This window comes from Campylobacter sputorum (genome assembly GCF_002220775.1).
GTDB lineage: Bacteria > Campylobacterota > Campylobacteria > Campylobacterales > Campylobacteraceae > Campylobacter_F > Campylobacter_F bovis.
Window position 1 is genome coordinate 1,111,180 of sequence record NZ_CP019685.1, and the last position, 24,969, is coordinate 1,136,148.

Below are 24,969 nucleotides of genomic sequence, written 5' to 3' on the forward strand. Positions count from 1 at the left end.
TCAAATTAAACTTATCAAATCAAATAAAGTAAAATTTGATGAGTTATTTTTAGAATTAATATTTTGGGCTTTTTCTAAAATTGCATTATTTTGAAATTTGGCTAACAACTCTTTTTTATAATCATCAAGCGAATCTTCTAAAATCTTATTTAAATCAGCAATCTTATCTTTGCTAAGATTTTTAGTATCATTAAGTCCTAACAACTCTTTTAACTCTTGCCTTTTTTGTTCAATTTTTTCATTTATTTTTTCAGCATTAAGAATATTTAAAAAAGCATAAGAGCCATACTTTGTAAGCCTATCTCGAAACTCTTCAACACTGCCTATCTTTGAATCATCAGATAGTTTTTGATTTTGAGATACTAAAGCTTTAGATAACTCTTGATCAAAATCACCAATTCTAGCACTATTTGCTACAGTACCTAATGTAGATATTATGGAATTTATATCTTCTATTTTCATAAATTCTCCTTTAGCTAAGGTACTATTTCATAAGCAAAAAGTATTCCTTGTTATAGTGTCTATAAACTTTGCAAAATCATCTCTATTATTTGGACACCCAATAACATCAAAAAACTCATAATTTAGCTCTTTTGCAAGTTTTTTATATTCTATATCTATCTCAAAAATTGTTTCTGAGTTGTCTATACAAAATGCAATTGGAAAAACTATGACTTTTTTATGAGTTAATTCTTTCATAACATCAACTATATTTGGAGCGAGCCATTTAACAGGACCTAATTTTGACTGATATGCAAGCTTTATATCTTTAAAAATAACACCATTTTCTTGAAGTTTTTTAGATAATATACAAACATGATCTTGTATGTGTTTTTCATATAAATCACCATTTTGTATTATCTTTATAGGCAAAGAGTGTGCAGAAAATATCAACACAATATCTTGTGTATTTAAATTTTTAGATTTTATTTTTTCTATAATTAAATTTAAAATTACATCATTATAAAGATTATTTTCGTAAAAATATGGAATTTGAGTTATTTTTTGATTTAATCCAAGTTCCCCCATAGCACATTTAATATCATCAACACTTGATAAAATTGTGGTGCTAGAATGATGAGGATAAAGCGGAAGCAAAATAAACTCATCTGCATCTTTGTATTTTTTTAGCACATCTTTGGCAAAAGGCGGAGTGTAGTTCATTATAAAATCAACTTCATAATCACTATTTTTAAGTTTTTTAACAAGACTTGAAGTAATATCACAAATAGGAGATTTGCCCCCTATCATCTCATAGTTTTTTTTAGCTTCTTTTTTTCTAAAACTAACTATCATATAAGCTATAAATTTTCTAAGAAGATTACTTTTTACACTTATTATATATTTATCATTAAACATATTTTTTAAAAATACACAAACTTCATCTAAATTTGAAGGACCACCCATATTTAAAAGAAATAAAACTTTTTTCATAAAATCACTTTCGATATTGCTATGGAATCTTTTATACTAACTAAATTTCCTATATCGCCGCTCATACAATATTTAAAAAATTCACTATTTTGAAATCTAATTGACATATCTTCATTATCAACTCTTAAATTTATAAGTCCCCTATCGTCCATTTTTCTAAGGTTAAATGCAATCAAATCAGCCATATAATGCCCACTAGAGCAAGAAATTTCTATACAAAATCTATCTATTTTATAATTCCATGAGTTGGTTATGCTACAAATTATTCCATTTGTTGTTTTTGTTTTAGCACATAAAACATCTTCTATGTCTTTATCTTTTATACTATTTGTAGATACACAAAACTCTGATATTTCCGATGAAGAAATGTATCTTATAAGATCCAAATCGCTGATTGTAATAGACATTTTTATACCACCAAAAGTATCTTTAGGATAAGTAGAAGAATGTATGATATTTATACTATAAATTTGCTCTTCTTTTTTTAAAGCCTGTTTTAGTGATATTATAGCTGGATTAAATCTAGTGTTGTAACCAATGCAAACCTTTAGATTATTTTCTTTTGCAATGTAAGCCATCTCATTTATATCTCCCATATTAGTAGATAATGGTGCATGTATTAAAAAATTTTTAGCATACTTTTGACATTGTAAAAAAGTTTTTTTACGCATATTAGCAGGAGCAGTTATAATAAGTGCTTCTGGCGAGTGATACGAATATAACTCATCTACGCTTTGATATATTTGAGTTTTTATATCTGGTAAATTTTTTGAACTATCTTGTTTAGAAATTCCAACAAGCTCAAAATAATCAGAACGCCTAAGATCACTATAATAACTCTTTGTTATATCTTCAAAACCTACAATAGCGACTTTTATCTTATCCAAAAAATTTCCTTAATAAAAGCGATATAAATAAATTTAAGAGCAAGACTTACTCATCCGAAAACAACAAATTACTTATTTTCCTTTTCATAATTAGAAAGAATTGCATATGCTTCATCTTTTAAAAGAAGTTTCTCTTTTTTAAGTTTATCAAGTTCAAAATTATCCATATGCTCTCTACCCTCTGTAACATCTTTGATCTTTTGGTCAAGATCATTATGACGATCAAAAATTTTTGCAAAGTGTGCATCTTTATTTTTTAGCTCAGTTATAAGCTCTCTATACTCATGAAACATAATATCTCCTTAAAATAAAATTATTATTTGTCTAGCATTTTATCTATTCAAGACTTAAAACTACTTTTATTATGATCTATAATCTGAATTTATATCTACATATTTATGACCTAAATCACATCCATAAGTCTCAAATTTACCTTCTCCTATTCCTAAATCGCAGCTTATCTTGTAACTTGATTTTTTCATTATATTATGAGCTAAATTTTCTCTTTGCTCATCTAACTGAGGTAAATCCTTGCTAAAAACTACAACTTCATCATATTTTATAACTAAATTTTCTTCTTTACACTCTACTTTGCTAGCACCTATGGTTGAAGCTATTCTTCCCCAATTTGGATCTTCTCCAAAAATCGCAGTTTTTACAAGAAGTGAATTTGAAAGAGCTTTTGCAGCGATTTCTGCTTCTTCATCGTTTTTTGCCCCACTTACACTAAACGATACAACTTTTTTGGAACCCTCTCCATCTTGAACAAGATATAATGCCATCTGTTTTGTTATCAAATTTATAACTTCTCTAAAAGCTACTTTATCATAAAATTCAGTTTTTCTTGAAGTAAGCAACATTAAAGTATCGTTTGTGGATGTATCGCCATCTACACTAATAGCATTAAAACTATGCTTAACGCTACCAAATAAAATTTCATCCATATCTTCTTTTGGAACATTTGCATCTGTTAGTATAAAACAAAGCATAGTTGCAAAAGCTGGATTTATCATACCCGCACCTTTGCAAATAGCAGCAACATTAAAATATCCGCCATTTTCAAGCTCAACCCTAAAAGCCAGCTCTTTTTTAAAACTATCTGTTGTCATAATTGCCTTAGCTACACCATTGCTATCTTTTGAGTTAAAATCCATCTTATCAAATGCAGATATGATTTTTGCGTTATCTAGTCTATATCCTATAACACCAGTTGAACTCATTATAGGATTTATCAAATTTATCTTTTGTGATAAGTTTTCAAAAATAAAATTTATATCATCAATTCCGTTTTGTCCTGTCATAGCATTTGCATTTTTTGAGTTTAAAAGTATAAAATTTGTTTTAAAATTTTTTGGATAATTTAAAAAATGCCTAATAGGAGCTGCTTTAAATTTATTATTAGTAAAAACAGCACTTACATCATAAGCCTCATCACTTCTTATAAATCCTAAATCATTTGAATCTTTTTTAAAACCAGCATTTACTCCACCAAAACAAAAACCATCTACATTTTCAAGTCCATTTTTTAAAGAAATTATATCAAACATATTTCAACTCCTCTGGCATATATTTGCTTCTTATGACTCTTTTAGTCATCCTTATACCATCTGCTGTACCTATTACAAGAAGTTTAGAGCCAGTTCCTATCAAAATATCATCTTTTGGCATAGGCATAAATTTATTATTTTGATCTTTTATGCCTACTATATTTGCACTTGCTAGCTCTTTTAAATGAGTATCTTTTAGTCTTTTAAATCTAATCCAAGAATAATCAGGCACTAAAATCTCTTCTATATCTATAGGTGAGCCTTTTTTATACAAAAATTCTTCAAGCATATTTTCCATATCAGGCCTAACACTTACAGCACTAAGTCTTTGTGCAACTAGCTTAGTCGGCGTTACAACAGAATTTGCCCCAAGTTTTTTAAGCTTTACGGTGTCGTCCTCATTGTTTGCTGTACTCATTATAAAATACTCTTCTCTACCAAGCTCTTTTTCATACAACCTTGCTGTTGTAATAATTGCTATATTATCAGCTATATTTTCACTAAGGGCAATCAGTCCCTTTGCACTTGAAAAATGTGTCTTTTTAAGAGCAATTTCTGTATGCGGTGCAGCTTTTATATAGTAAGGATACTTATACTTTTCTGCCAAATCTCCCAAGTCATCCCTTTCATCAACCACAACAAAAGGTATATGGTTTTCCCTAAACTGCTTTGTAAGTTCTATAGTATAGTTATTGTGATAACAAATAACAAAATGTTTTTTTAATCTAGCTATATCATTTATCATCTTTCTTTCCTTAAAAACATTTATAAGCGATCCTTTTTTTAACACCTCTATAACAAGACCTATAGAAAATGAAAAAACAGCAAATCCAGTGAAAATAAGTGCTATTGTGAAGAGTCTTCCAGCTGGCGATATATAATCAACTTCCGTAAAACCAACCGTTGTAAAGGTCATACCAGCTTGATAAATCCCATCTATCAAAGAAAAATCGTTGATAACAACATATCCTAATGCCCCAAACATAAGCATCAGGATAACTGCTATCAAAGGAAGACGAAAAAAGCGTAGTTGTTCGTATAGTTCTGTATTTAAATCTACTTCTGGCTTTGAAGAATCAGACCAGTTGAGGAATTTTTTTATCTTTTCTAGTAAAGACATCTACTCCTCTTTTAAATTTATTTTATTATTTTGAATGTTTTTTCATAGTTCTAATAGTAGAAGCAGCAACTTTGATTCTTCTAGTTGTTCCATCTTCTAAAGTAACACGGATAGAGCGTAAATTTGGCATAAATCTTCTTTTGCTTTTATTGTTAGCATGACTTACACTATTTCCAACCATAGGACCTTTTCCTGTTATTGCACATCTTTTTGACATAGTTTTTCCTTAATCTAATAAAATAAACTTGCAATTATATCATAATAAACAAAATATTTACTTAAATTTACTTTTATAAATTTATTTAATTTAAAAGATTTTATAGGTAAAATACAAAACAAATTTATTAAAGAAAGTGAAAATATGACCCCTGTATTAAAAAATAGCGTTGCTATTTTTTCTCCTATTGGTTTTATTGATGGTGCAATGTCAAAAACCATAATAGACTCTAATGATATACTTTATCTAAAAGAAAAAATGCCAGTTTGTGTATTTATTTCATTTAAAAAAGTAATTTTTTTTAATAAAATCGGATTTAACAATATAATAAACACATTGCTAAATATAAAAGAAGAACTAAAAATCAGCATAGGGCTTTGTGACTATAATGAAAAAATGTTTAAATCTTTTTTTGATATGTCTGATCAAAGTATAAATTATTCTTTATTTGAAACACTTGAAGTGGGAATGCTTTTTTATGATAAATCAAACGAAAATAAAAAAAAGGTTTTAATATATACAGATAGCCAAAAGCAAAATGCTAAAATAGCCCTAAGCCTTGCTCAAAAAGGACACGATGTTCATATAGCAAAAAATGTTGATGATTTTAAAAATATGCAAAAAGATTTTGACCATATTTTGAGTATGACACATATTATGAATTATGAAAAAAATACACAAATATACATAAAAGATAATGTTGTTGTGTATAATCTTAATGGTTATTTAGATTCCAGTTTTGCTGAAAATTTTGATAAAAAATATTATGAGAATTTAATTAAAGTTGGGTTTAAATATTTTATTTTTGATGGAACAAATATACCATCTTTTAACGTATATGGAACAGCCTTTTTAGCAAGTCTTTCTGTCTTAAGTGCAGAATATGGCGTAGTAATAGCAATTTGTAATATAAAAAATATAACTCAAGCCCTAAAAAATGAGCTTGAAGATGGCGGAATTTTAGTTTATGATTCTATGGAAGATTTTTATAATGATGAAAGCACAATAAGTGGCGGTGCAGGAATGCTTAGCAATAAAATAAACAACATTGGTAAAAATTTAATAGAAACACTACCAAATATAATAAGCATTATAAGCTCATCAATATCTTCTATTTTAAAAACACAAATTACAAAAAAACAAGCATCATTAATACCATTTAGTGCAAAAGGTTTTGAAGATTACATAGGTGCATATATAGCATTTTATGGTGATATTGATGGAAAATTGCTCTTATGTACAAGCGAAAATTGCGCCAAAGAAATTTGCAAAGTTTTACTAGATGAAAATCAAAATGAAAGAAGTGATATAGCAGTAGCATTAGCAGAATTTATGGATATAATAGGTGAAAATATACTTTTGATGTTTAATGAAAAAAAACAAAAAGTAGAAATTACAATGTCAAGAAGTATAACAAACATCAAGGAATTTGAAGCAAATAAAAGCAAAGGCGCTTTTTTAGAACTTGATATAAGCGGAAAAAGTTGTATTGTATTTTTAAATAAATAAAGGAAAATAATGTATGTAGCACCAAGTATTCTCTCGGCTGATTTTGGAAATTTAAGCAGTGATATAAAAAAAGTTTGTGAAGCTGGAGCTGATCTTTTGCATATAGATGTTATGGATGGTCATTTTGTACCAAATTTAACAATAGGACCTAGTGTTGTAAAAGCTGCAGCAAAAGCTTCAAGTGTGCCACTTGATATACACTTAATGGTAAAAAATGTTAAATTTTTTGTAGATCTTTTTTTAGACATTAAACCAAAGTTTATAACATTTCACATAGAAGAAGAAAAACATCCTTTAAGAATGATTGAATACATTAGAGATCACGGCATTAGTCCAGGAATAGTCCTAAATCCACACACTCCAGTTTCTATGCTAGAACATATAATTCATAGTGTTGATATAGTGCTTTTAATGAGTGTAAATCCTGGTTTTGGCGGACAGAAATTTATGCCTCTTGTTCTTAAAAAAATATCTGCTTTAAGAGATATGATAGATAAAAATAACATAAAATGCATGATAGAGGTTGATGGCGGTATAAATGGATTAAATATATCAGACATAGAAATAGCTGGGGCTGATATAGTTGTAGCTGGAAATTATATATTTTCATCAAATGATTACAAGACATCTATTGATTCATTAAAGATATAAAATTGCAGCTAGAGGCTTTTATTAAATTTTTTATAACAAATCCACTTTATTACAAAGATTTTGTAAATATAGCAAGCAACATCAAAGAGATAAATGAGATAATAAATGTAAAAAATTTATGTGAATGGAAAACGCTTGGGTTAAATTTACAAAAAGACTACATAAATCGAGTTGTTCCAGTTTTTAAACATACATTGATTAAAGATCAAGTATTTTGTATTGTAGATATAGAAACAAATGGTAGTATGAAAGATGGGCAGATTATAGAAATTGGTGCTGTAAAACTACAAAATTCAAAAATCGTAGATACTTTTGAAACGCTAATTTATGCACCATTTATACCAGAAAATATTACACAATTAACAGGAATTTTTACAAACGATTTAAAAGATGCACCAAATTTAAAAATTGCACTAGAAAAATTTAAGATTTTTTTGCAAGACTCTGTATTTATAGCCCATAATGTCAGGTTTGACTACAATTTTATAAGTAATAGTCTAAGTAAAATTGGACTTGGAATACTTTTAAATCCAAAACTTTGCACAATAGAACTTGCAAAAAGAACAATATCATCAAAAAAATATGGTCTTGAACATCTAAAAGAACTTCTAAACATAAACAACGCCCATCATAGAGCGATGAGCGATACGATATCTGCTACAAAAATTTTTCAGCATTGTTTAAATTTCATACCAGATAATATCAAAACTACTTATGATCTTATAAATTTTAGCAAAACAGCACCAATAATACCAAAGCCAGAAAAAATAAATACCGACTAAAGTGTAATTTTCATTTTTTTAATCGCTTGTTCTAATATTTTTAGTTCATCTGCAGCACTTCTAATTTTTTCTTTGTTTATTTTTAACTTATCTTGAGAACATTTATCCTTATAATCAACTTTATTTAATATTGTTTTTATAGTATTTATTCTAGCTTGTTTTTTACTATTTGAATCTATAATAATCCAAGGATTTATATCTGTATCTGTTTGTAAAAACATACTACTTTGTGCCATTGAGTATTGATTCCAAAGTTCTTGTGCCATATTATCAACAGGGGAAATTTTAAATCTTTTTAATGGGTTTGTTCTTCTGCTTTTAAATCTTTTTGCCTGTGTTTCTTTATTTATAGATAAGAAAAACTTAAAAATCATAATACCAGACCTAGTTAAAAGAAATTCAAATTGCGGCACTTCTTGAAGGAAATTTCTATGCTCTTTTTGTGTGCAAAATCCCATAACAGGCTCTACCATTGCTCTATTGTACCAAGAGCGATCAAAAATAACAATCTCTCCCGCACTTGGCAAATGAGCGACATATCTTTGAAAATACCATTGAGTGGATTCTACATCACTAGGCTTAGGAAGTGCTACAACCCTACATCCTCTAGGATTTAAATGTTCTATTATGCGTTTTATAGTTCCACCTTTTCCTGCAGCATCTCGCCCTTCCATTATAATAAGAAGTTTTAAACCTTTTTCTTTTATATAATATTGCATTTTCAAAAGCTCTATTTGAAGATTTTTAAGCTCTTTTTTATATGCTTTTTTCTTTTCCTTTTTCTCTTTTTTTCTATTTTCTTTTTTTTCTTCATTAAGCATATCGTATCCTTTTTTGTATAAATACTTTAACAATTTTATAACATTATAAATAAAATCTTAATTAAGTTTTAGTATAATGCAATACCCTCATATAAGAATTGGAATTTATAATGTTTAATAAGATAATATTTTTTCTGTTTTTTAGTTGTAGTTTTTTATTTGCAAATATAAATAATGTTTTTGATATACAAGCCAAAATGTTAGATAATATTGGTTTAAATTTAGAATTTAATATAGATAAAAAAGCATATCTTTATAGCGATAAAATCAAGGTAAAATTACTTTCGCAAGACAAAGATATAACTGAGTTTTTAAATTTTCCACAAAGCAAACAATATAAAAATTATCAAATTTATAGCGGAAAATTTGATGTTTTAATTCCGCTTGGACTTATAAATAATTTAGATGAGCTTTCTCTAAGAGTTGATTACTTGGGATGTGCTTATGATGGCTTTTGCTATGAACCTTTAGCAAAAAAGATAGATATTAAAAAAAATGCAAACACATATGAAATTTCTATATCTCAAATAGATTTAAAAAAATTTTCAACTCCAAAATATATAAAAACAGATAAATCAAGCAACTCATCAAACCATCAAACTATAGCTGGCAATTTATCAAAAAACAGCGTTTTTGTTAGTTTAATTACATTTTTTGGATACGGACTGCTTCTTGCTTTAACGCCATGCATTTTACCAATGATTCCCATACTTTCAAGCATAATTGTATCAAAAGGGGATGTTGGCAAAAAACATAGTTTTATAATAAGTCTAGTTTATGTATTTTCAATGAGTATAGCATACGCCATAGCAGGTGTGTTAGCAAGTCTTTTTGGCATGGGTATTCAAGGAATACTTCAAATTCCTGTTGTTATCATATCTTTTAGTCTTATTTTTGTATTTTTTGCTCTTTCAATGTTTGGTGTTTTTAAATTTCAAATGCCTCTTTTTATTCAAAATTTCATAAACTCAAAAACTAAACATAAAACAGGGTTTTTTGGCGTAGCCATTATGGGATTTTTATCAGCTTTGATAGTAGGACCTTGCATAGCAGCACCACTTGCTGGAGCACTTCTTTTCATAGCTCAGAGTGGAAATATACTTCTTGGAGGACTAGCTCTTTTTGTAATGAGCTTTGCCATGGGAATTCCATTGCTTCTAATAGGTCTTGGTGGAAAAAAATTTCTTCCAAAACCAGGAATTTGGATGGAAGAAATTAATAAATTATTTGGCTTTATAATGCTAATAATGGCCGTATGGATGTTATCAAGAATAATAAATCAAAATCTAACAATGCTTATTTATGGTGTCATTGGGATATTTTTTGCTATTTTCATGGGACGTTTTGACAGAGCAAAAAGCACTTTTATGAAATTTAAAAAATCTATTTGTATTTTTGTATTTATCTACTCAATTTTACTAATTATAGGATTTGCAAGTGGGGCAACAGATATATCAAAACCACTTGAAAACATTACAATTAGTAAAAACCGCCCTCAAATAAATCATCAAGAAATTTCTTTTAAATATGCTAAAAATTTAAAAGAACTAAAAAATATAATTCATAGTTCAAAAAAGCCAGTTATGATAGATTTTTGGGCAACTTGGTGTGTAAATTGTAAAGAGTTAGAAAATATTTTTCAAGATAATGATGTGAAACAAAAACTTTTTGAATTTGAACTTGTAAAGATAGATGTTACAAATAGCAATAATGAAAACAAAGAAATGATGAAAGAATTTGGAGTTTATGGTCCCCCTGCTATTATATTTTTTAAAGATGGAATTGAATTAAAAAACAAACAAATAATAGGTTTAATAACTGCTAAAGATTTTTTAAAACATATAGAAGAAATTTAGCTAAATTTATGTTTATTTGATTTATAATCAAACTTTATTTTTGCCCTATAGTTTAGTGGTAGAACTGCTGACTCTGGATCAGCTAACAGAGGTTCGAATCCTCTTAGGGCATCCAAGCATTAAAATTACTTATAAAAATAAAACATAACTATTAAAAAACTTAAACTCTGGTTTTATATCTTGTTTTTTTATATTCGCATTATTAAACATAAATTTATTTATGTTTAATAAAACTATGTATATTATAAAACTTTAATAAAAAATAAAAACTAGAATTTAAAAATGAATAAAAATAATATTTTAAAGTATATAATATTTATAATAGCTTTTGTCCTATCATATATACTTATTAGCTTCTTGCTAAGATAAGTGCGATTGTCATAAATTTCTACATATTAACGCAATATACAATATACCTAATTATTCATAGAAAATCCATATAAAAATTCTAAAAAATGCGTTAAATTTATATTATTTAATTAATGCAATATTATTAGTTTATGTTATCTCATCTGCTAATTATTAAGAAAAATATAAATTTATATTCGTAATAAAAAAATTTAATAAATATTACTACTTGAATATAATTTATTATTTTAAAATTAATTTAATTATAAAAGTTTATTTTAACTTGAATAGTTGTAAACTACATAATATTTATATATTTATCTAATTTTAGATAAATATCTATTTTCTTTATATTAAATAAAGTAAGAATAAAAATTTACAAAGGAGAGTTCATGAAACAAGATAATCTTGCCGCAAAAATCAGTGCTAGATTGAACGAAGTTCAAAATATGCCAAAAATGCATAATGGTTCTATTATGCAAAAATTGCAAGAACACGGTTTTACAAGAAGAGACTTTATGAAATGGGCTGGAGCGATGACTGCAATGCTATCACTTCCTACATCTTTTATACCTCAAGTTGCAAAAGCTGCTGAATTAGCAGATAGATTGCCAGTTATTTGGTTGCATATGGCAGAATGCACAGGATGTAGTGAAAGTTTATTAAGAACAGATACACCTACTATAGATAGCCTTATATTTGATTATATTTCGCTTGAATATCATGAAACTATAATGGCAGCAAGTGGATGGCAAGCTGAAGAAAATTTAGAAGATGCTATAGAAAAATACAAAGGCAAATATGTCCTTATGGTTGAAGGTGGAATTCCTGAAGGTTCGAGTGAATTTTATTTAACAGTAGGTCCAACAGGAACAACAGGAGCACAGCATTGCAGACACGCAAGTGAAAATGCTTTAGCTATATTTGCTATAGGAACCTGTTCAAGTTTTGGTGGCGTTCAAGCCGCTCATCCAAATCCAACAAATGCTCAACCTCTTAGTAAAATAACAAATAAACCTGTTATAAATGTACCAGGATGCCCACCAAGTGAGAAAAATATAGTTGGAAATGTTTTAAATTATTTGCTTTTTGGAACCCTACCTAGCTTAGATGCTTACAATAGACCAAAATGGGCGTATGGACTAAGAATTCATGATCTTTGCGAAAGAAGAGGTCATTTTGATGCTGGCGAATTTGTCCAAAACTTTGGCGATCAGGGTGCAAAAGATGGTTATTGTTTATATAAAGTAGGATGCAAAGGTCCTTATACTTTTAACAACTGCTCAAGAGAAAGATTTAATTCTCATACAAGTTGGCCTATACAAGCAGGTCATGGCTGTATAGGATGTAGTGAACCAAATTTTTGGGATGAAATGGGTCCATTTGAAGTTCCTCTTGGAGATAGACTTTATAATACAACTTTTGGCGGTTTAGGAGCTGATGCTACAGCTGATAAAATAGGTATAGGAATTCTAGCTATTGCCGGCGTTGCTATTGCAGCTCATGCAGCCATTGCTTCATTTAAAAAATAAAATAAGGAATAAATTATGAGTAAAAGAATAGTAGTAGATCCTATAACAAGAATAGAAGGTCATCTTAGAATTGAAGTTATGGTTGATGATAACAATGTAGTAACAGATGCCTTTAGTAGCTCAACACTTTGGAGAGGGCTTGAGACAATAGTAAAAGGTAGAGATCCAAGAGATGCAGGTTTTTTAATGCAAAGAATTTGCGGAGTTTGCACATTTTCTCACTATAAAGCTGGTATAATGGCAGTTGAAAATGCCCTTGGTATAACTCCACCACTAAATGCTGTTTTAACGAGAACTCTCATGAATAATGCTTTATTTTTTCACGATCACATTGTTCATTTTTATCAACTTCATGCACTTGATTTTGTTGATATCGTAAGTGCACTTAGTGCAGATCCTTTTAAAGCACAAGATGAAGCTTTTAAATACACAGATTTTCCTTATGCATGTGGAGCAGATCAGCTAAAAGCTGTTCAAGCAAAAGTGAAAACTTTTGTTGATAAAGGAAATCTTGGACCATTTGCAAATGCTTACTATGGGCACAAAACTTATCATCTAACACCAGAGCAAAATTTAATAGCTCTAAGCCACTATTTAGAGTGCTTAAGAGTTCAAAGAACAGCTGCTCAAATGATGGCAATCTTTGGAGCAAAACAACCACATCCACAAAGTCTAACAGTTGGAGGTGTAACTTGTGTTATGGATATATTAAGTCCTGCTAGACTTGGTGAGTATATGACTAAATTTAATGAAGTTAAAGATTTCGTTGATAGAGCTTATTATCCAGACCTTGTAATGGCTGGAAAAGCTTATGCAAATGAACCAAGTGTTCTAAATGATGTTGGGGTAGCAAATTTATTTACAGAAAAAGAATTTCAAATATCAAAAGATGGATGGTTGTTTGAAAGTGGTATTATTATAAATGGTAATTTAAGTAAAGTTGAAGAGCTAGATGAAAGCAAAATTACAGAAGAAGCAACACATTCTTGGTATAAAAACGATAAACCTCTTCATCCTTACGATGGAGAGCAAGAGCCTAATTACACAGGATTTAAAGACGAAAAAACAATAAATGCTAAAGGTGAGATGGTTGATACGAAAGTTCTTGATACAACTGGTAAATACTCTTGGATAAAAGCACCAAGATATGACTCAAAACCTATGCAAGTTGGACCTTTAGCAAACATAGTTGTAAATTATGCAAAAGGAAACAAATATGTTGTTCCAGTGGTTGATAAATTTTTAGCAGATACTGGTCTTCCATTAACTGCTGTTTTATCAACACTTGGAAGAACTGCTTGTCGTATGATAGAAGCAAAAGTTATAGCAGATAATGGCTTAATAGCACTAAATAACTTAATTGCAAATATAAAATCAGGCGATACAGAAACTTGTGCAAAATATGCTATAGACCCAAATAAAGAGTATAAAGGCAGATATATAGGTCATGTACCTAGAGGAACTTTGAGCCATTGGTGTAGAATAGAAAAAGGCGTTATAAAAAATTGGCAAGCAGTTGTTCCTTCTACTTGGAATGCCTCTCCAAAAGATTCTAATGGTGCAATGGGAAGCTATGAGGCTTGTTTGATTGGTTTAAAAATAGCTGACTTAACGCAACCTTTAGAAATTATTCGCAAAATTCACTCATATGATCCATGTATTGCTTGTGCAGTTCATGTAATGGATACAAAAGGAAATGAAATAAGCGAGTATAAAGTAAATCCAAATTTATAAGGAGCAATCTATGAAAAATGACGCGAAACATATTGCTGAGTATGAGTTCTCCATTGGATATAGGCTTACTCACTGGATAAGAGCATTAAGCATAGTCTTGCTTGTAGTTAGTGGATTTTATATAGCTTATGTTTTTGTAAGTCCAGTTGTAACAAATGAACCTGTGATATTTATGAATGCAAAATGGAGAGCTGTGCATATGATAGCAGCTTTTGTGCTTATTGCGGTGCTTTTCTTTAAACTCTATTTATTTGTATTTGACAAACAAAGTAGAAAAGAATTAGCGAGTATTGGGGATTTTTTTAATATAAAAATATGGATAGAACAAGTTAAATACTATCTATTCTTAGGAGAACATCCTCATATAAAAGGTGTTTATAATCCACTTCAGTTTGCTTCATATCTGCTATTTTATATAGTAATGTTTGTGATATGCTTAACTGGAATGGTTTTATATGTTCATGTTTATCACGAGGGGCTTGGAGGGTTATTTTATGAACCCATGAGAGTTGTTGAAGTTTGGATGGGTGGTCTTGCAAATGTAAGAGAAATCCACCATATTTGTATGTGGATAATTATGATTTTTGTTCTTGCACATGTTTATATGGCTATATTTAATGCCGTAAAAGGCAAAAATGGTGCAATGGATGCTATTATAAGTGGCTATAAATTTCCACAAGAAAATCATTAGTGAAAATTCTAGTTCTTGGTATAGGAAATGTGATGTTCTCCGATGAAGGCATCGGAGTTCATCTTTGTAAACTTTTAGAAAAAAACTACACTTTTAGATCAGATACTCACACTATCACTTTTATAGATGGCGGAACACTTGCAATGCAACTTATCCCTATAATAGTAAAATATGACTATGCTATCATCATAGACTGCATAGATGCAAAAGATGGAAATATCGGAGATGTTTATTTTTTTGATTACAATGATATGCCTAAAAAGATAAATTGGAGTGGTTCGGCTCATGAAGTAGAAATGCTTCAAACACTTCAATACATGGAACTTATGGGAGATATTCCTAAAACTAAGATTGTGGGTATTATACCAAAACGCATAGTTCCTTTGAGCTTTGAAATATCTAGCGAGATAAGAGATGGTGTAAATTTAGCCCAAAAAACTATATTAAAACATCTAAAAGATGAGTTTAAATTTAATATAATCAAAAAAAATGATAAAGACATACAAGATATCGCAAATTTATTTTCTAAAGGTGAATTATGATTTTAAAATACGAATTTTTATATAAAAGCTCGAACCATATTTTGAGTTATTTTTTAAATTTTTATGCAAAACAATACAACATAAAAACAGAAATTTGCGAAGAATACGAGAAAGTCATATTTTTTGTAGAGGGCGATGAAAATGACATTTTAGCTTTTAATGATGAGTGTATGCCAAAAATTCCACATTTTATATTTTTAAAAGACTTTAAAGTTGAAGTTTGTGAAAATTTAAAACAAAGTGAAGTTTTTGAGATACAAAAATATTCAAATATAACTCCAAAAGTCGCTCAGTTATACAACGACTCATCGCAAATTTCAAAAAATGAATTTGATATATTAAGCCAAATTTCTGTTTTTATAGATAATAAATTTATAAATGTTGATGAAAATAACTTTTATATGCTTTTAGAATTTTGTTTAAACACTCTTAAAAATTCACAAAAAATAGTTCTTCAAGATGATTTCGGAACATTTGAAATAAATAGTGGAGTGAGCTTTGATAGTGATTTTTTAATGCCAACAAATTTAAAAGAAATTACAAGAATTTTTATAGCTGATGATAAAGCTCAGTTTGCTTTAGCTAGTTTTGAAAAACCCATGATAAATCTTAGAATAAACGCAATTTATAGAAAAAATCATGAAAACTCACCATATAATTTTTGGGTAAAAGGAGCAAGAGATCTTTTTACATATGTTTTATGCGATCAAGCTCATAAAATAAATATACTATTTTTTAGTATTCATATACTAAATAAAACTATTGAGCCATTTAAAGTAAATATTTTAGAAAATTCTCAAGTTGTTTTATCTTCGACTTATTATCTAAACAAAAAAATTCAAGATATGCTAAATTCTTCAAAACAAGATCACCCGGAGTTGTTAATTTATGCTATGCATATAAATAAAAAAGGCATTTTATCAAAACAAAATTTACTAGTTTTACTAAATAAGCATTATGATGATAAATTTCTTATATTAGATGATACAAATAGTATAAATTTACTTCAAATACATATACCAGATACTTACGAGGAAATTATTGAATCCATAAAACAAAATGAAACAGGAACAAAACTTATTAAAAACTTTACAGAGCAATTTTCGTTTCCAAGCGGTAAAATAAAAGGAAATAAAAACTTTTTTACACTTTTTGAGATAGTTAAAAATATTTTAGGATTTGATTTAAATATCTTACAAAACGCTGATGCTTATAGTGGAAAAAAAGGACCTATGATTGATTATAAACTCATAGAAAACATTAAATTTGACTATATAAAATTTATAAAAAGCGGTATGAGTTTTAAATTAGCAGGAGTTGACGATAAAACGCTAAGTTTTGGATATATTGAATCTTTTGTAATGTTTATCAATGAACTTTTTACAACTGCAAAAGATGAATATGATATTTTTGATGTAGATATATTGGGCTCTTTTTTAGAATGCAAATCATTTTGTGCACTATGCAAATTACATCTAAATATGAGTTTTGATGACGAACTCCCAGTTATGCTATGAATTTGATATAAGGGGCTTAGTTCAAGGGGTTGGATTTAGACCTTTTGTGTATAAAATAGCTACGGATTTATGTTTAAAAGGAGAAGTTTATAACGATAGTGAAGGCGTAAAACTAACACTTCAAGCTAGCAAAGATGAGATAGATAATTTTTTTGAAATATTTTACTCTTCTCTTCCTCCACTTTGTAAAATTCATAGCGTAAAAAAAATAAAAACATTTCATAGAGAATTTACTAAATTTACCATAATTGCTTCAAAATCTGCAAAAAAGATATCTCCAATTCTACCTGATTTTGCAATCTGTAACGAATGTAAGGCTGAATTTTATAATAAAAATAATGCAAGATACCATTATCCTTTCATAAATTGCACAAATTGCGGACCAAGAATATCGATAATAAAAGATTTACCATATGATAGAATCAACACTACTATGAGTAAATTTAAAATGTGTAAATTTTGCGAAAGTGAGTATACAAATCCTCTAAATAGACGCTATCACGCTCAACCAATTTCATGTCCAAATTGCGGACCAAGCTTGTATTTAAAAGATAAAAATGGAAATATTTTAAAAAGTGGAAATGATGCTATAAAATTAGCAGCAAAAGCCTTACAAGATGGTAAAATCATAGCTATAAAAGGATTAAGCGGATTTCATTTATGTGTAGATGCTTTAAATCAAGATGCAATAAAAAAGCTTAGGATAAGAAAACATCGTCCATTTAAACCATTTGCAATAATGTGTAAAGATTTAGATATGGCTAAAAATTTCGCAAATATAAACACTTTAGAAGAAAAAGAACTCGATTCAAATTTAAAACCTATTGTTATCTTAAATTTAAAAAAAGACACTTATTTACCACAAATACTTGCTCCAAATTTAAATAAAGTTGGGATTTTTTTAGCAAATACAGGCGTTCATTTATTACTTTTTGAATATTTTAAAAATCCAATTATCGCAACAAGTGCAAATATAAGCGGGGAACCTATCATATATGATGAATTAAATTTAATTTCAAAATTAGACAATATTTTTGATTTTTATCTTGATAATAATAGAGATATACTAAATCCAGGAGATGATAGTATTTTACAAGTCATTGATAATCAAACTATGTTTTTACGCACAAGCAGAGGAGTAAATCCGCAAACAATTAAAACAAACTCAATAAATAAAAAAACAATTTTGGCACTTGGAGGAGAGTTAAAAAATCAATTTGCAATATATAAAAACTCACAAATTTTTATATCTCCATACATAGGCGATCTTAAAAATGTTGCTACTTTCAAGCGTTTCATATCTCTTCTTGATATGTTTGTTAAAACTTATAAGCTTAAATTTGATGAGATTATAGGGGATTTACATCCACACTTTTTACACACTAAATATTTTGAAAAAAATAGGTTTAATATAAAAAAAATCGGGCATCATAAAGCTCATGTATATGCAAATATATTTGAGTTTAAGTTAGAAAAAAAGGATTTTTTAGCATTTTGTTTTGATGGAACTGGATATGGAGAAGATAAGAAAATATGGGGCGGAGAGATATTTTTATATAAAAATAGAAATTTAAAAAGAGTTTTACATTTTAAAGAATTTAAACTTCTTGGCGGAGAAAATGCTATAAAAAATATTTGGCAAATTGCTTATAGCTTGATTTTAAGTGAAAATTTAGAAAATATTGCTGAAAAATTTTTATCTAAATTTGATCAAATGAAACTAATAAATTTAAAAAAAATATATGAAAAAAACATAAATTCACCTCTTACAACTTCAGCTGGAAGGCTATTTGACGCTTTTGCTAGTATAATTTGTGGCATAAATGAAATAAGTTATGAAGGGCACTCTGGAATGCAATTAGAAGCATTATACGATGAAAATTTAGATGTAAGCTATAAATTTGAAATACTTAATGATGAAATTTGCTATAAAACTGCACTAATAAATGCACTAAAAGATGATAAAAAAGTAGCCGCAACAGCTTTCATAAACGCTTTTAGCAACTTAATAGCAGAAATATCTTTAAAATACAATCTTGAAATTTGTTTTAGTGGTGGCGTTTTTCAAAACAAAACTTTACTAAAAGCAACAACAAAACTCCTTAAAAAAGCAAATTTAACTTATCATATACCAAAATTTCCGCCAAATGATAGCTCTATTGCAATTGGTCAAATGCAATGGTATTTAAGTCATTTTAAAGATAAAAATAATACAATATAAGCTAAATTTATTACACAATAGGAATTAAAAATGGAAAAAATAATAAGATTTAGCGTTTCTTTGCCAAAAAATTTACTAGATGAACTAGATAAAAAAGTAGAAAATAAAAGTTATGCTTCAAGAAGTGAGTTTATAAGAGATCTTATAAGAGAACAAATCATAAAAGATATTTGGCAAGAAGCAAATGATGAACTAATAGCAGTTTTAACCATTGTTTATAACCACCATCAAAACGATGTTTTATCAAAAATGATGCAAATAGAACATGATGCAAAAGTAAATATCACTTGCACCACGCACATTCATATAAATCACGATAACTGTTTAGAAACTATATGCCTTAAAGGCGAGGCTAAAGATATAGAAAAATTTAGCAACGAAATAGCCGGTTTAAAAGGAGTAAAATTCACAAAACTTACAAAAGTAGCAGTGCCTGTGTCATAGAATTTTAGCTATAGTATCTCCAAATTTTATCTCATCGCCAGCTTTTATACTAAGTTTCATCTTGCCGCTTTTTGCTAGCACGACTATGGTTGAACCAAGCTCAAAATTCCCAAGCATATCGCCCTTTTTAAAAAATATATCTTCATACTCATAAAGTGTCTTATCCATATATTTTGCATTTGTTTGAATCCTATCATCAAAAAGAAATTTCATTTTACCTACATTCAAAGCACCTACAAAAACTAACCAAAATGTAAAATTATCGTTAGATTTACAAGTTAAAACAACTCTTTCGTTTGTCTCATAAACACCATCAAAACGCATTAAAGATTTTTGATTTACACTTTTTAAATCCCCAGGAATATATAAAGCACTTAAAATTTGCATATCGCAAGGAGAGTGATAGCAATGATAATTTTTTGGCGAAAGATATATATTTATATAATCAAACTCACCATCTTTATAACCCATATCAAGAAGTTTTTTTATATCATAACTTCTACCTTTTATACTCAAAGCAGTGCTATTATTACTAGTGCTACACTCTAGGCAAAGTCCATCACTTGGGCTTATAAAATCTATATCATCAAGGCTAAAACTTCTTTGTTTTAATAATTTTCTAGTAAAAAGTTCGTTTAAGCTTTTATACTCATCATAACTTCTAAACTCACTCATATCTATTTTAAATAAATTTATATAAAATTTATTTATGTATTTTTGCAAAAAGCCAAAATTTGCAGCCGCAATATAACCAAAAATTTGCGATATTATTTTTCTCATTTTTTACCCTTTAAATTAAAATTTACTATCTCAGATGATGATAAAAGTCTTATAGGCGGTCCCCAAAATCCGGTTCCAGATGTTACATAAATTTTAGTTTTATCTTTTTCATAAAGTCCGTATAGATAAGAATTTACCATTTTTACTAAAAAATGAAATGGAAAAATTTGACCTCCATGAGTGTGACCACATAAAATCAAATCTAGTTTTGAAAGTTCATTTTTATTAAATTTTTTAACTATTCTTGGTTGATGAGATAGTAAAATAACAGGCAAACTTTCATTTATATTTTTTATAGCTTTATTTAAATCAGGTTCATACTCTCCTACTTTATAACCCAAATAATCATATATTCCAACTAAATTTACACCACCAATCTCAATTGATTCATTTTGTAAAATATACATATTTAATTTACTTAAATTCTCTAAGCTTTCTTTTACACCAACATAATACTCATGATTTCCTAGCACAAAATAAGTTCCAAATTTTGATTTTATATCATTTATAGATGTAAGTTTTTCCTCAGCTAATTTTGGATCAAAATCTATCAAATCCCCAGTTATTACAACTATATCTGGATTTAAAGCATTTATTTCATTTACAATGTCTTTTAAAAAATCTTGAGTTAAAAATCCACCTATATGAATATCGCTTATTTGAACAAAGGTTAAATCTTCTTTTAGTTTTGGTAAAACTATATCTATATTTTTGACATTAGGTTTTGAAATAGCACTATATACCCCAAAAATAATTGAAATAAAAATCATAACAAAAAATATCAAATCAACAGCTTTTTTTATACTTTTTTGTTTATTTTTATTAAATTTACAAAATTTAATAAAAATGAGAAAAATATCATAAATAATCACATAACTAAATGCAATAAAGCTAACCCCAATAAGCATAGCTGATATGTTTTGCATTCTTTGGTTTAAAAAATCAACTCTTAGATTAAAGAAAAAAAATGTCTCTAAAATACAAATTATTAAAACAAAAACATAGTATTTTTTGCTAGAAAAAATATGGATTTTTCCAAAAAATCTTTTATAAACATATAAATTTATGAAAATAAAAACCAAACTTGCAGCTATTGGAAAAATGGTTATTTTCATAAACTACTATTTTTTAAAAAACCTCATAATTTTTGCATTTAACTTTAACCATTCACTAAGTTCAAGTATAGGATGACCTGCGTATTTTTTAAAACCTTCTAAATTTTTAGATACTCCTGTTCTAGCTGCAATTTGAGCAAAATCACCAACTTTGACATGACCGCCACTTCCGCTTTGACCGCCCATTACAACATTTCTACCAAGTATTGTTGATCCTGCAAGTCCTGTTTGAGAAACAATAATGCAATTCTCTCCAAGTTCGCAGTTATGTCCTATTTGGACAAGATTGTCTATTTTGGTGCATTTTTTAATGATAGTTGAGCCAAAAACAGCTCTATCTATGGTAGTTCCAGCACCTATTTCCACTTCATCTTCTAAAATCACATTTCCATTATGATAAATTTTTACATGACTACCATCTTTTTTGTGAGCATAACCAAAACCATCACTTCCAATCACAGCATTTGCAAGTATATTACAAGAATTACCTATGATAGTATTATTATAAATTACAACATTTGGGTGTATTATACATTTATCGCCTATAACGACATTATCGCCTATATAAGCTCCGTGCATTATAGTGCTTTTTCCTATTTTTGAATTTGAACCTATATAAACATTTGGCATAATGTTTGCACTCTCATCTATAAAAGAGCTTGATTTTGGATAAAAAAGAGGATTTGAAAACTCTTTGCTTAAAATCGCAAAAGCAAGATGAGGATTTTCGCATATTAAAGATTGTGAGTTTTTAGGAACTAAGTGAGCCAAATCTTTACTAACAAGTATCGCTCCTGCACTACTTTTAGCTATATCATCTTGATTTTTTACTCCATCACAATAGCTTAAATTATCACTCTTGGCATCCAAAAGAGAAGCACAAGAGCGAATTTCAATATCTTCTTTTAAATCTACTTTTAAATCTAAAATTTTTACTATTTTACTAAGTTTCATTTACATCTCCATTAAAACTGAACCGCCACGAACAATCTGAATCGGGCTGTATTTTTTCATAACTTTTATGAAACAATCTATTCTTACCGCATCATCACACGCCATTACGATTATATACTGTTCATTTGCGTTTGCAACTATACCATTATATGATTTTAAAATGGCATCTAAACCGCTAAAATCTTCTTTTATAGGAATTTTTACTAAAACCAGCTCTTTTTCACTAAAATTATCAGTTTCTATAACTTTATATGTAGGTATAAGTTTATGAAGTTGTTTTACAAGCTGTTCAAAAACTCTTTCATCACAACTAGTAACTATACTAACTCTTGAAAACTGACTATCTGGTTGTGGAGCAACAGTAAGGCTATCTATATTATACCCTCTTCCAGCAAAAAGTCCTGCAATCCTAGCTAACACACCATGTTCGTTTAAAACTATTACAGAAATTACTCTTCTCTCGTTCATAAATACCACCTATTCTAGTATCATATTATAAATTGCACCGCCAGCTGGAACCATAGGTAAAACATCTTCAAATCTATCTACGCTAACATCTATAATGCATACTTTATTTGACTTCACAGCATCTTTTAAAGCTTGTCTAAACTCATCTTTACTCTCACATTTATAGCCTTTTCCGCCAAAAGCTTGTACCAATTTAACAAAATCAGGAGCTAAATTTTTTAAATCTGTTGATGAAAAACGCTCTTCATAAAACATACTTTGCCACTGCCTAACCATACCCAAAAAGCCATTATTTAAAATGATATTTATAACAGGAATACCATACTCATTTGCAGTTGCAAGCTCTTGAATATTCATCAAAATAGATCCATCTCCACTGAAATTTACAACAATAGCGTCTTTAAATGCAACTTTTGCACCAATTGCAGCAGGAAAACCATACCCCATAGTTCCAAGTCCGCCGCTTGTTAGAAGTTTTCTTGGCTTTTTAAAAGGATAAAATTGTGCAACCCACATCTGGTGTTGACCAACATCTGTTGAGACAATAACATTATCTCCAAGTATCTTAGCACTCTCTTCTATAACCCATTGTGGTTTTATAGAATCTTTGCTGTCTTTATATGTCAAAGGATGCAATTTATCATAAGTTTTTATAGTATTATGCCAATCTTTAAAACTCTTTATTTTTTCTTTTTTAAGCTCTTCAAGTAGTTGTGTAACAACCATATTTATATCCCCAACTATTGGATAATGAGCATGAATAATCTTAGAAATAGAACTTGGATCTATATCTATATGGATAATTGTTGCATATTTTGCAAATTCTTTTGTGTTTCCAGTGATTCTATCATCAAATCTAGCTCCAAGACAAATTAACAAATCACATTCGCTTAAAGCCATATTTGCTGCGTAACTTCCATGCATTCCAGCCATTTTGATAAAATTTTTATCTTCACAGCTTAAAACACCAAGTGCCATTATAGTCTCAACTGCTGGTATATTTGTAAACTCAACAAGTTCTCTCACAAGCTCACTTGCATTTGAACTAACCACACCGCCACCTATGTAAAATAGCGGTTTTTTTGCATCAAGTATCAATTCTACGGCTTTTTTTATCTGTCCTAAATGTCCCTTATAAGTAGGTTTATATGTTAACATATTTATAGACGATGGATATTTAAAAACTGCTGTTGCAGCCGTTACATCTTTTGTAATATCAATATGAACAGGTCCTGGTCTACCGCTTTTTGCTATATAAAAAGCTTCTTTTAATATTCTAGGTAAATCTTGTATATTTTTTACAAGAAAATTATGTTTTACACAAGGTCTGCTCATCCCAATAGCATCTATTTCTTGAAAAGCATCAGTGCCTATTAAATTTGAACTAACTTGACCACTTATTATAATTATAGGTATAGAATCCATATATGCATTCGCAATGCCAGTAAGTGCATTTGTAATGCCAGGACCACTTGTTACAACTGCAACTCCAACTTTACCGGTTGCTCTTGCATAACCATCTGCAGCCACAACAGCTGCTTGTTCGTGCCTTACTAAAATATGCTTAAAATAATTTTGTTTATAAATTTCATCATAAATGTTTAGTGCAGCACCGCCAGGATATCCAAACACAACTTTTACATCTTCTAAATGCAAAGCTTCTATTATCATTTGCGAGCCTGTTATCTCTTTCACTAATACCACCTTTTACAAAAATTTTTATATTATATCTTTATTAATATTTGAACTAGTTTATATATGTAAAATATACATTCAGTTTTAGCAATTATGCTATAATA

At 28.7% G+C, this 24,969-nt stretch carries 24 protein-coding genes and 1 tRNA gene; 12 read left to right on the plus strand and 13 right to left on the minus strand.

Annotation, left to right across the window (positions count from 1 at the left end):
• The 7 genes from CSPB_RS05475 to rpmB form a co-directional block, all read right to left on the minus strand.
• On the minus strand, positions 1-462 hold the full coding sequence (locus tag CSPB_RS05475; protein WP_089193471.1) for a hypothetical protein: 462 nt from the start codon (positions 460-462) through the stop codon (positions 1-3).
• A 27-nt stretch (positions 463-489) separates the two neighbouring features.
• Positions 490-1,434, minus strand: a complete 945-nt coding sequence (hemH, locus tag CSPB_RS05480) for a ferrochelatase (protein ID WP_089193472.1) — start codon at positions 1,432-1,434, stop codon at positions 490-492.
• Positions 1,431-2,321: a Gfo/Idh/MocA family protein gene (locus CSPB_RS05485; RefSeq protein WP_089193473.1), complete on the minus strand. Its 891-nt coding sequence runs from the start codon at positions 2,319-2,321 to the stop codon at positions 1,431-1,433. Before CSPB_RS05485 ends, hemH begins: the two co-directional genes overlap by 4 nt.
• 68 nt (positions 2,322-2,389) lie before the next feature.
• On the minus strand, positions 2,390-2,614 hold the full coding sequence (locus CSPB_RS05490) for an HP1242/YdcH family protein (protein ID WP_033915897.1): 225 nt from the start codon (positions 2,612-2,614) through the stop codon (positions 2,390-2,392).
• 69 nt (positions 2,615-2,683) lie between these two features.
• Positions 2,684-3,868 (minus strand): bifunctional glutamate N-acetyltransferase/amino-acid acetyltransferase ArgJ, encoded by a 1,185-nt coding sequence (argJ, locus tag CSPB_RS05495; protein WP_089193474.1) that lies wholly within the window; start codon positions 3,866-3,868, stop codon positions 2,684-2,686.
• Positions 3,861-4,988, minus strand: coding sequence for a potassium channel family protein (locus CSPB_RS05500; RefSeq protein ID WP_033915899.1), 1,128 nt, complete (start codon positions 4,986-4,988; stop codon positions 3,861-3,863). The genes argJ and CSPB_RS05500 overlap by 8 nt, the downstream gene beginning before the upstream one ends.
• 25 nt (positions 4,989-5,013) lie before the next feature.
• Positions 5,014-5,205 carry a 50S ribosomal protein L28 gene (gene rpmB / locus CSPB_RS05505; RefSeq protein WP_033915900.1) on the minus strand — a complete coding sequence of 64 codons (192 nt, stop codon included), beginning with the start codon at positions 5,203-5,205 and terminating at the stop codon, positions 5,014-5,016.
• Between the two features lie 144 nt (positions 5,206-5,349).
• Here rpmB and CSPB_RS05515 point away from each other — a divergent pair, with 144 nt between their 5' ends.
• From CSPB_RS05515 to CSPB_RS05525, 3 genes are read left to right on the plus strand one after another with little or no spacing between them, the layout of a single operon-like run.
• On the plus strand, positions 5,350-6,714 hold the full coding sequence (locus CSPB_RS05515; RefSeq protein WP_151899143.1) for a chemotaxis protein CheX: 1,365 nt from the start codon (positions 5,350-5,352) through the stop codon (positions 6,712-6,714).
• Positions 6,715-6,723: 9 nt separating this feature from the next.
• Positions 6,724-7,365, plus strand: a complete 642-nt coding sequence (gene rpe, locus CSPB_RS05520) for a ribulose-phosphate 3-epimerase (protein WP_089193477.1) — start codon at positions 6,724-6,726, stop codon at positions 7,363-7,365.
• Between the two features lie 2 nt (positions 7,366-7,367).
• Positions 7,368-8,147: a 3'-5' exonuclease gene (locus tag CSPB_RS05525; protein WP_227484130.1), complete on the plus strand. Its 780-nt coding sequence runs from the start codon at positions 7,368-7,370 to the stop codon at positions 8,145-8,147.
• Here CSPB_RS05525 and ppk2 read toward each other — a convergent pair.
• Positions 8,144-8,968 carry a polyphosphate kinase 2 gene (ppk2, locus tag CSPB_RS05530; protein WP_089193479.1) on the minus strand — a complete coding sequence of 275 codons (825 nt, stop codon included), beginning with the start codon at positions 8,966-8,968 and terminating at the stop codon, positions 8,144-8,146. The genes CSPB_RS05525 and ppk2 overlap by 4 nt on opposite strands.
• Positions 8,969-9,078: 110 nt before the next feature.
• On the opposite strand from ppk2, the gene dsbD reads away from it, so the two are divergent.
• The 9 genes from dsbD (at position 9,079) to nikR (ending at position 19,853) form a co-directional block, all read left to right on the plus strand.
• Positions 9,079-10,824, plus strand: a complete 1,746-nt coding sequence (gene dsbD, locus CSPB_RS05535; protein WP_089193480.1) for a protein-disulfide reductase DsbD — start codon at positions 9,079-9,081, stop codon at positions 10,822-10,824.
• Positions 10,825-10,865: 41 nt separating this feature from the next.
• Positions 10,866-10,939 (plus strand) — tRNA-Gln (locus CSPB_RS05540).
• Positions 10,940-11,564: 625 nt separating this feature from the next.
• Complete coding sequence (locus CSPB_RS05545) at positions 11,565-12,704, plus strand: hydrogenase small subunit (RefSeq protein WP_089193481.1); 1,140 nt, start codon at positions 11,565-11,567, stop codon at positions 12,702-12,704.
• A 15-nt stretch (positions 12,705-12,719) separates the two neighbouring features.
• Positions 12,720-14,438, plus strand: coding sequence for a nickel-dependent hydrogenase large subunit (locus CSPB_RS05550; protein ID WP_089193482.1), 1,719 nt, complete (start codon positions 12,720-12,722; stop codon positions 14,436-14,438).
• Between the two features lie 10 nt (positions 14,439-14,448).
• Entirely contained in the window at positions 14,449-15,129 is a 681-nt protein-coding gene (gene cybH, locus CSPB_RS05555) for a Ni/Fe-hydrogenase, b-type cytochrome subunit (protein ID WP_089193483.1), read from the plus strand.
• The gene (locus CSPB_RS05560) at positions 15,129-15,671 is read left to right on the plus strand and encodes a HyaD/HybD family hydrogenase maturation endopeptidase (protein ID WP_089193484.1); all 543 of its coding nucleotides are present in this window, start codon (positions 15,129-15,131) and stop codon (positions 15,669-15,671) included. Before cybH ends, CSPB_RS05560 begins: the two co-directional genes overlap by 1 nt.
• Positions 15,668-17,188, plus strand: coding sequence for a hypothetical protein (locus tag CSPB_RS05565; RefSeq protein WP_089193485.1), 1,521 nt, complete (start codon positions 15,668-15,670; stop codon positions 17,186-17,188). The genes CSPB_RS05560 and CSPB_RS05565 overlap by 4 nt, the downstream gene beginning before the upstream one ends.
• Positions 17,163-19,409 (plus strand): carbamoyltransferase HypF, encoded by a 2,247-nt coding sequence (gene hypF / locus CSPB_RS05570; protein WP_089193486.1) that lies wholly within the window; start codon positions 17,163-17,165, stop codon positions 19,407-19,409. The genes CSPB_RS05565 and hypF overlap by 26 nt, the downstream gene beginning before the upstream one ends.
• Positions 19,410-19,439: 30 nt before the next feature.
• Positions 19,440-19,853, plus strand: a complete 414-nt coding sequence (gene nikR / locus CSPB_RS05575) for a nickel-responsive transcriptional regulator NikR (RefSeq protein WP_089193487.1) — start codon at positions 19,440-19,442, stop codon at positions 19,851-19,853.
• On the opposite strand, the gene CSPB_RS05580 is transcribed toward nikR, so the two are convergent.
• From CSPB_RS05580 to CSPB_RS05600, 5 genes are read right to left on the minus strand one after another with little or no spacing between them, the layout of a single operon-like run.
• Positions 19,848-20,633, minus strand: coding sequence for a phosphatidylserine decarboxylase (locus tag CSPB_RS05580; RefSeq protein WP_089193488.1), 786 nt, complete (start codon positions 20,631-20,633; stop codon positions 19,848-19,850). The genes nikR and CSPB_RS05580 overlap by 6 nt on opposite strands.
• Entirely contained in the window at positions 20,630-21,748 is a 1,119-nt protein-coding gene (locus CSPB_RS05585; RefSeq protein ID WP_089193489.1) for a metallophosphoesterase, read from the minus strand. Before CSPB_RS05585 ends, CSPB_RS05580 begins: the two co-directional genes overlap by 4 nt.
• A gap of 6 nt (positions 21,749-21,754) precedes the next feature.
• Positions 21,755-22,702 (minus strand): UDP-3-O-(3-hydroxymyristoyl)glucosamine N-acyltransferase, encoded by a 948-nt coding sequence (gene lpxD, locus CSPB_RS05590; RefSeq protein ID WP_089193490.1) that lies wholly within the window; start codon positions 22,700-22,702, stop codon positions 21,755-21,757.
• On the minus strand, positions 22,703-23,170 hold the full coding sequence (gene ilvN / locus CSPB_RS05595; protein WP_033915915.1) for an acetolactate synthase small subunit: 468 nt from the start codon (positions 23,168-23,170) through the stop codon (positions 22,703-22,705). It lies immediately after the preceding gene.
• A gap of 9 nt (positions 23,171-23,179) precedes the next feature.
• Positions 23,180-24,865, minus strand: coding sequence for an acetolactate synthase large subunit (locus CSPB_RS05600; protein ID WP_089193491.1), 1,686 nt, complete (start codon positions 24,863-24,865; stop codon positions 23,180-23,182).
• Positions 24,866-24,969 lie beyond the last annotated feature (104 nt).

Excerpts from the sequence above, each read along its gene's own strand:
- CSPB_RS05475 (WP_089193471.1), bottom strand. The coding sequence starts at position 462 with ATGAAAATAGAAGATATAAATTCCATAATATCTACATTAGGTACTGTA.
- hemH (WP_089193472.1), bottom strand. The coding sequence starts at position 1,434 with ATGAAAAAAGTTTTATTTCTTTTAAATATGGGTGGTCCTTCAAATTTA.
- CSPB_RS05490 (WP_033915897.1), bottom strand. The coding sequence starts at position 2,614 with ATGTTTCATGAGTATAGAGAGCTTATAACTGAGCTAAAAAATAAAGAT.
- argJ (WP_089193474.1), bottom strand. The coding sequence starts at position 3,868 with ATGTTTGATATAATTTCTTTAAAAAATGGACTTGAAAATGTAGATGGT.
- CSPB_RS05500 (WP_033915899.1), bottom strand. The coding sequence starts at position 4,988 with ATGTCTTTACTAGAAAAGATAAAAAAATTCCTCAACTGGTCTGATTCT.
- rpmB (WP_033915900.1), bottom strand. The coding sequence starts at position 5,205 with ATGTCAAAAAGATGTGCAATAACAGGAAAAGGTCCTATGGTTGGAAAT.
- CSPB_RS05515 (WP_151899143.1), top strand. The coding sequence starts at position 5,350 with ATGACCCCTGTATTAAAAAATAGCGTTGCTATTTTTTCTCCTATTGGT.
- rpe (WP_089193477.1), top strand. The coding sequence starts at position 6,724 with ATGTATGTAGCACCAAGTATTCTCTCGGCTGATTTTGGAAATTTAAGC.
- ppk2 (WP_089193479.1), bottom strand. The coding sequence starts at position 8,968 with ATGCTTAATGAAGAAAAAAAAGAAAATAGAAAAAAAGAGAAAAAGGAA.
- dsbD (WP_089193480.1), top strand. The coding sequence starts at position 9,079 with ATGTTTAATAAGATAATATTTTTTCTGTTTTTTAGTTGTAGTTTTTTA.
- CSPB_RS05545 (WP_089193481.1), top strand. The coding sequence starts at position 11,565 with ATGAAACAAGATAATCTTGCCGCAAAAATCAGTGCTAGATTGAACGAA.
- CSPB_RS05550 (WP_089193482.1), top strand. The coding sequence starts at position 12,720 with ATGAGTAAAAGAATAGTAGTAGATCCTATAACAAGAATAGAAGGTCAT.
- cybH (WP_089193483.1), top strand. The coding sequence starts at position 14,449 with ATGAAAAATGACGCGAAACATATTGCTGAGTATGAGTTCTCCATTGGA.
- CSPB_RS05565 (WP_089193485.1), top strand. The coding sequence starts at position 15,668 with ATGATTTTAAAATACGAATTTTTATATAAAAGCTCGAACCATATTTTG.
- hypF (WP_089193486.1), top strand. The coding sequence starts at position 17,163 with ATGACGAACTCCCAGTTATGCTATGAATTTGATATAAGGGGCTTAGTT.
- nikR (WP_089193487.1), top strand. The coding sequence starts at position 19,440 with ATGGAAAAAATAATAAGATTTAGCGTTTCTTTGCCAAAAAATTTACTA.
- CSPB_RS05580 (WP_089193488.1), bottom strand. The coding sequence starts at position 20,633 with ATGAGAAAAATAATATCGCAAATTTTTGGTTATATTGCGGCTGCAAAT.
- CSPB_RS05585 (WP_089193489.1), bottom strand. The coding sequence starts at position 21,748 with ATGAAAATAACCATTTTTCCAATAGCTGCAAGTTTGGTTTTTATTTTC.
- lpxD (WP_089193490.1), bottom strand. The coding sequence starts at position 22,702 with ATGAAACTTAGTAAAATAGTAAAAATTTTAGATTTAAAAGTAGATTTA.
- ilvN (WP_033915915.1), bottom strand. The coding sequence starts at position 23,170 with ATGAACGAGAGAAGAGTAATTTCTGTAATAGTTTTAAACGAACATGGT.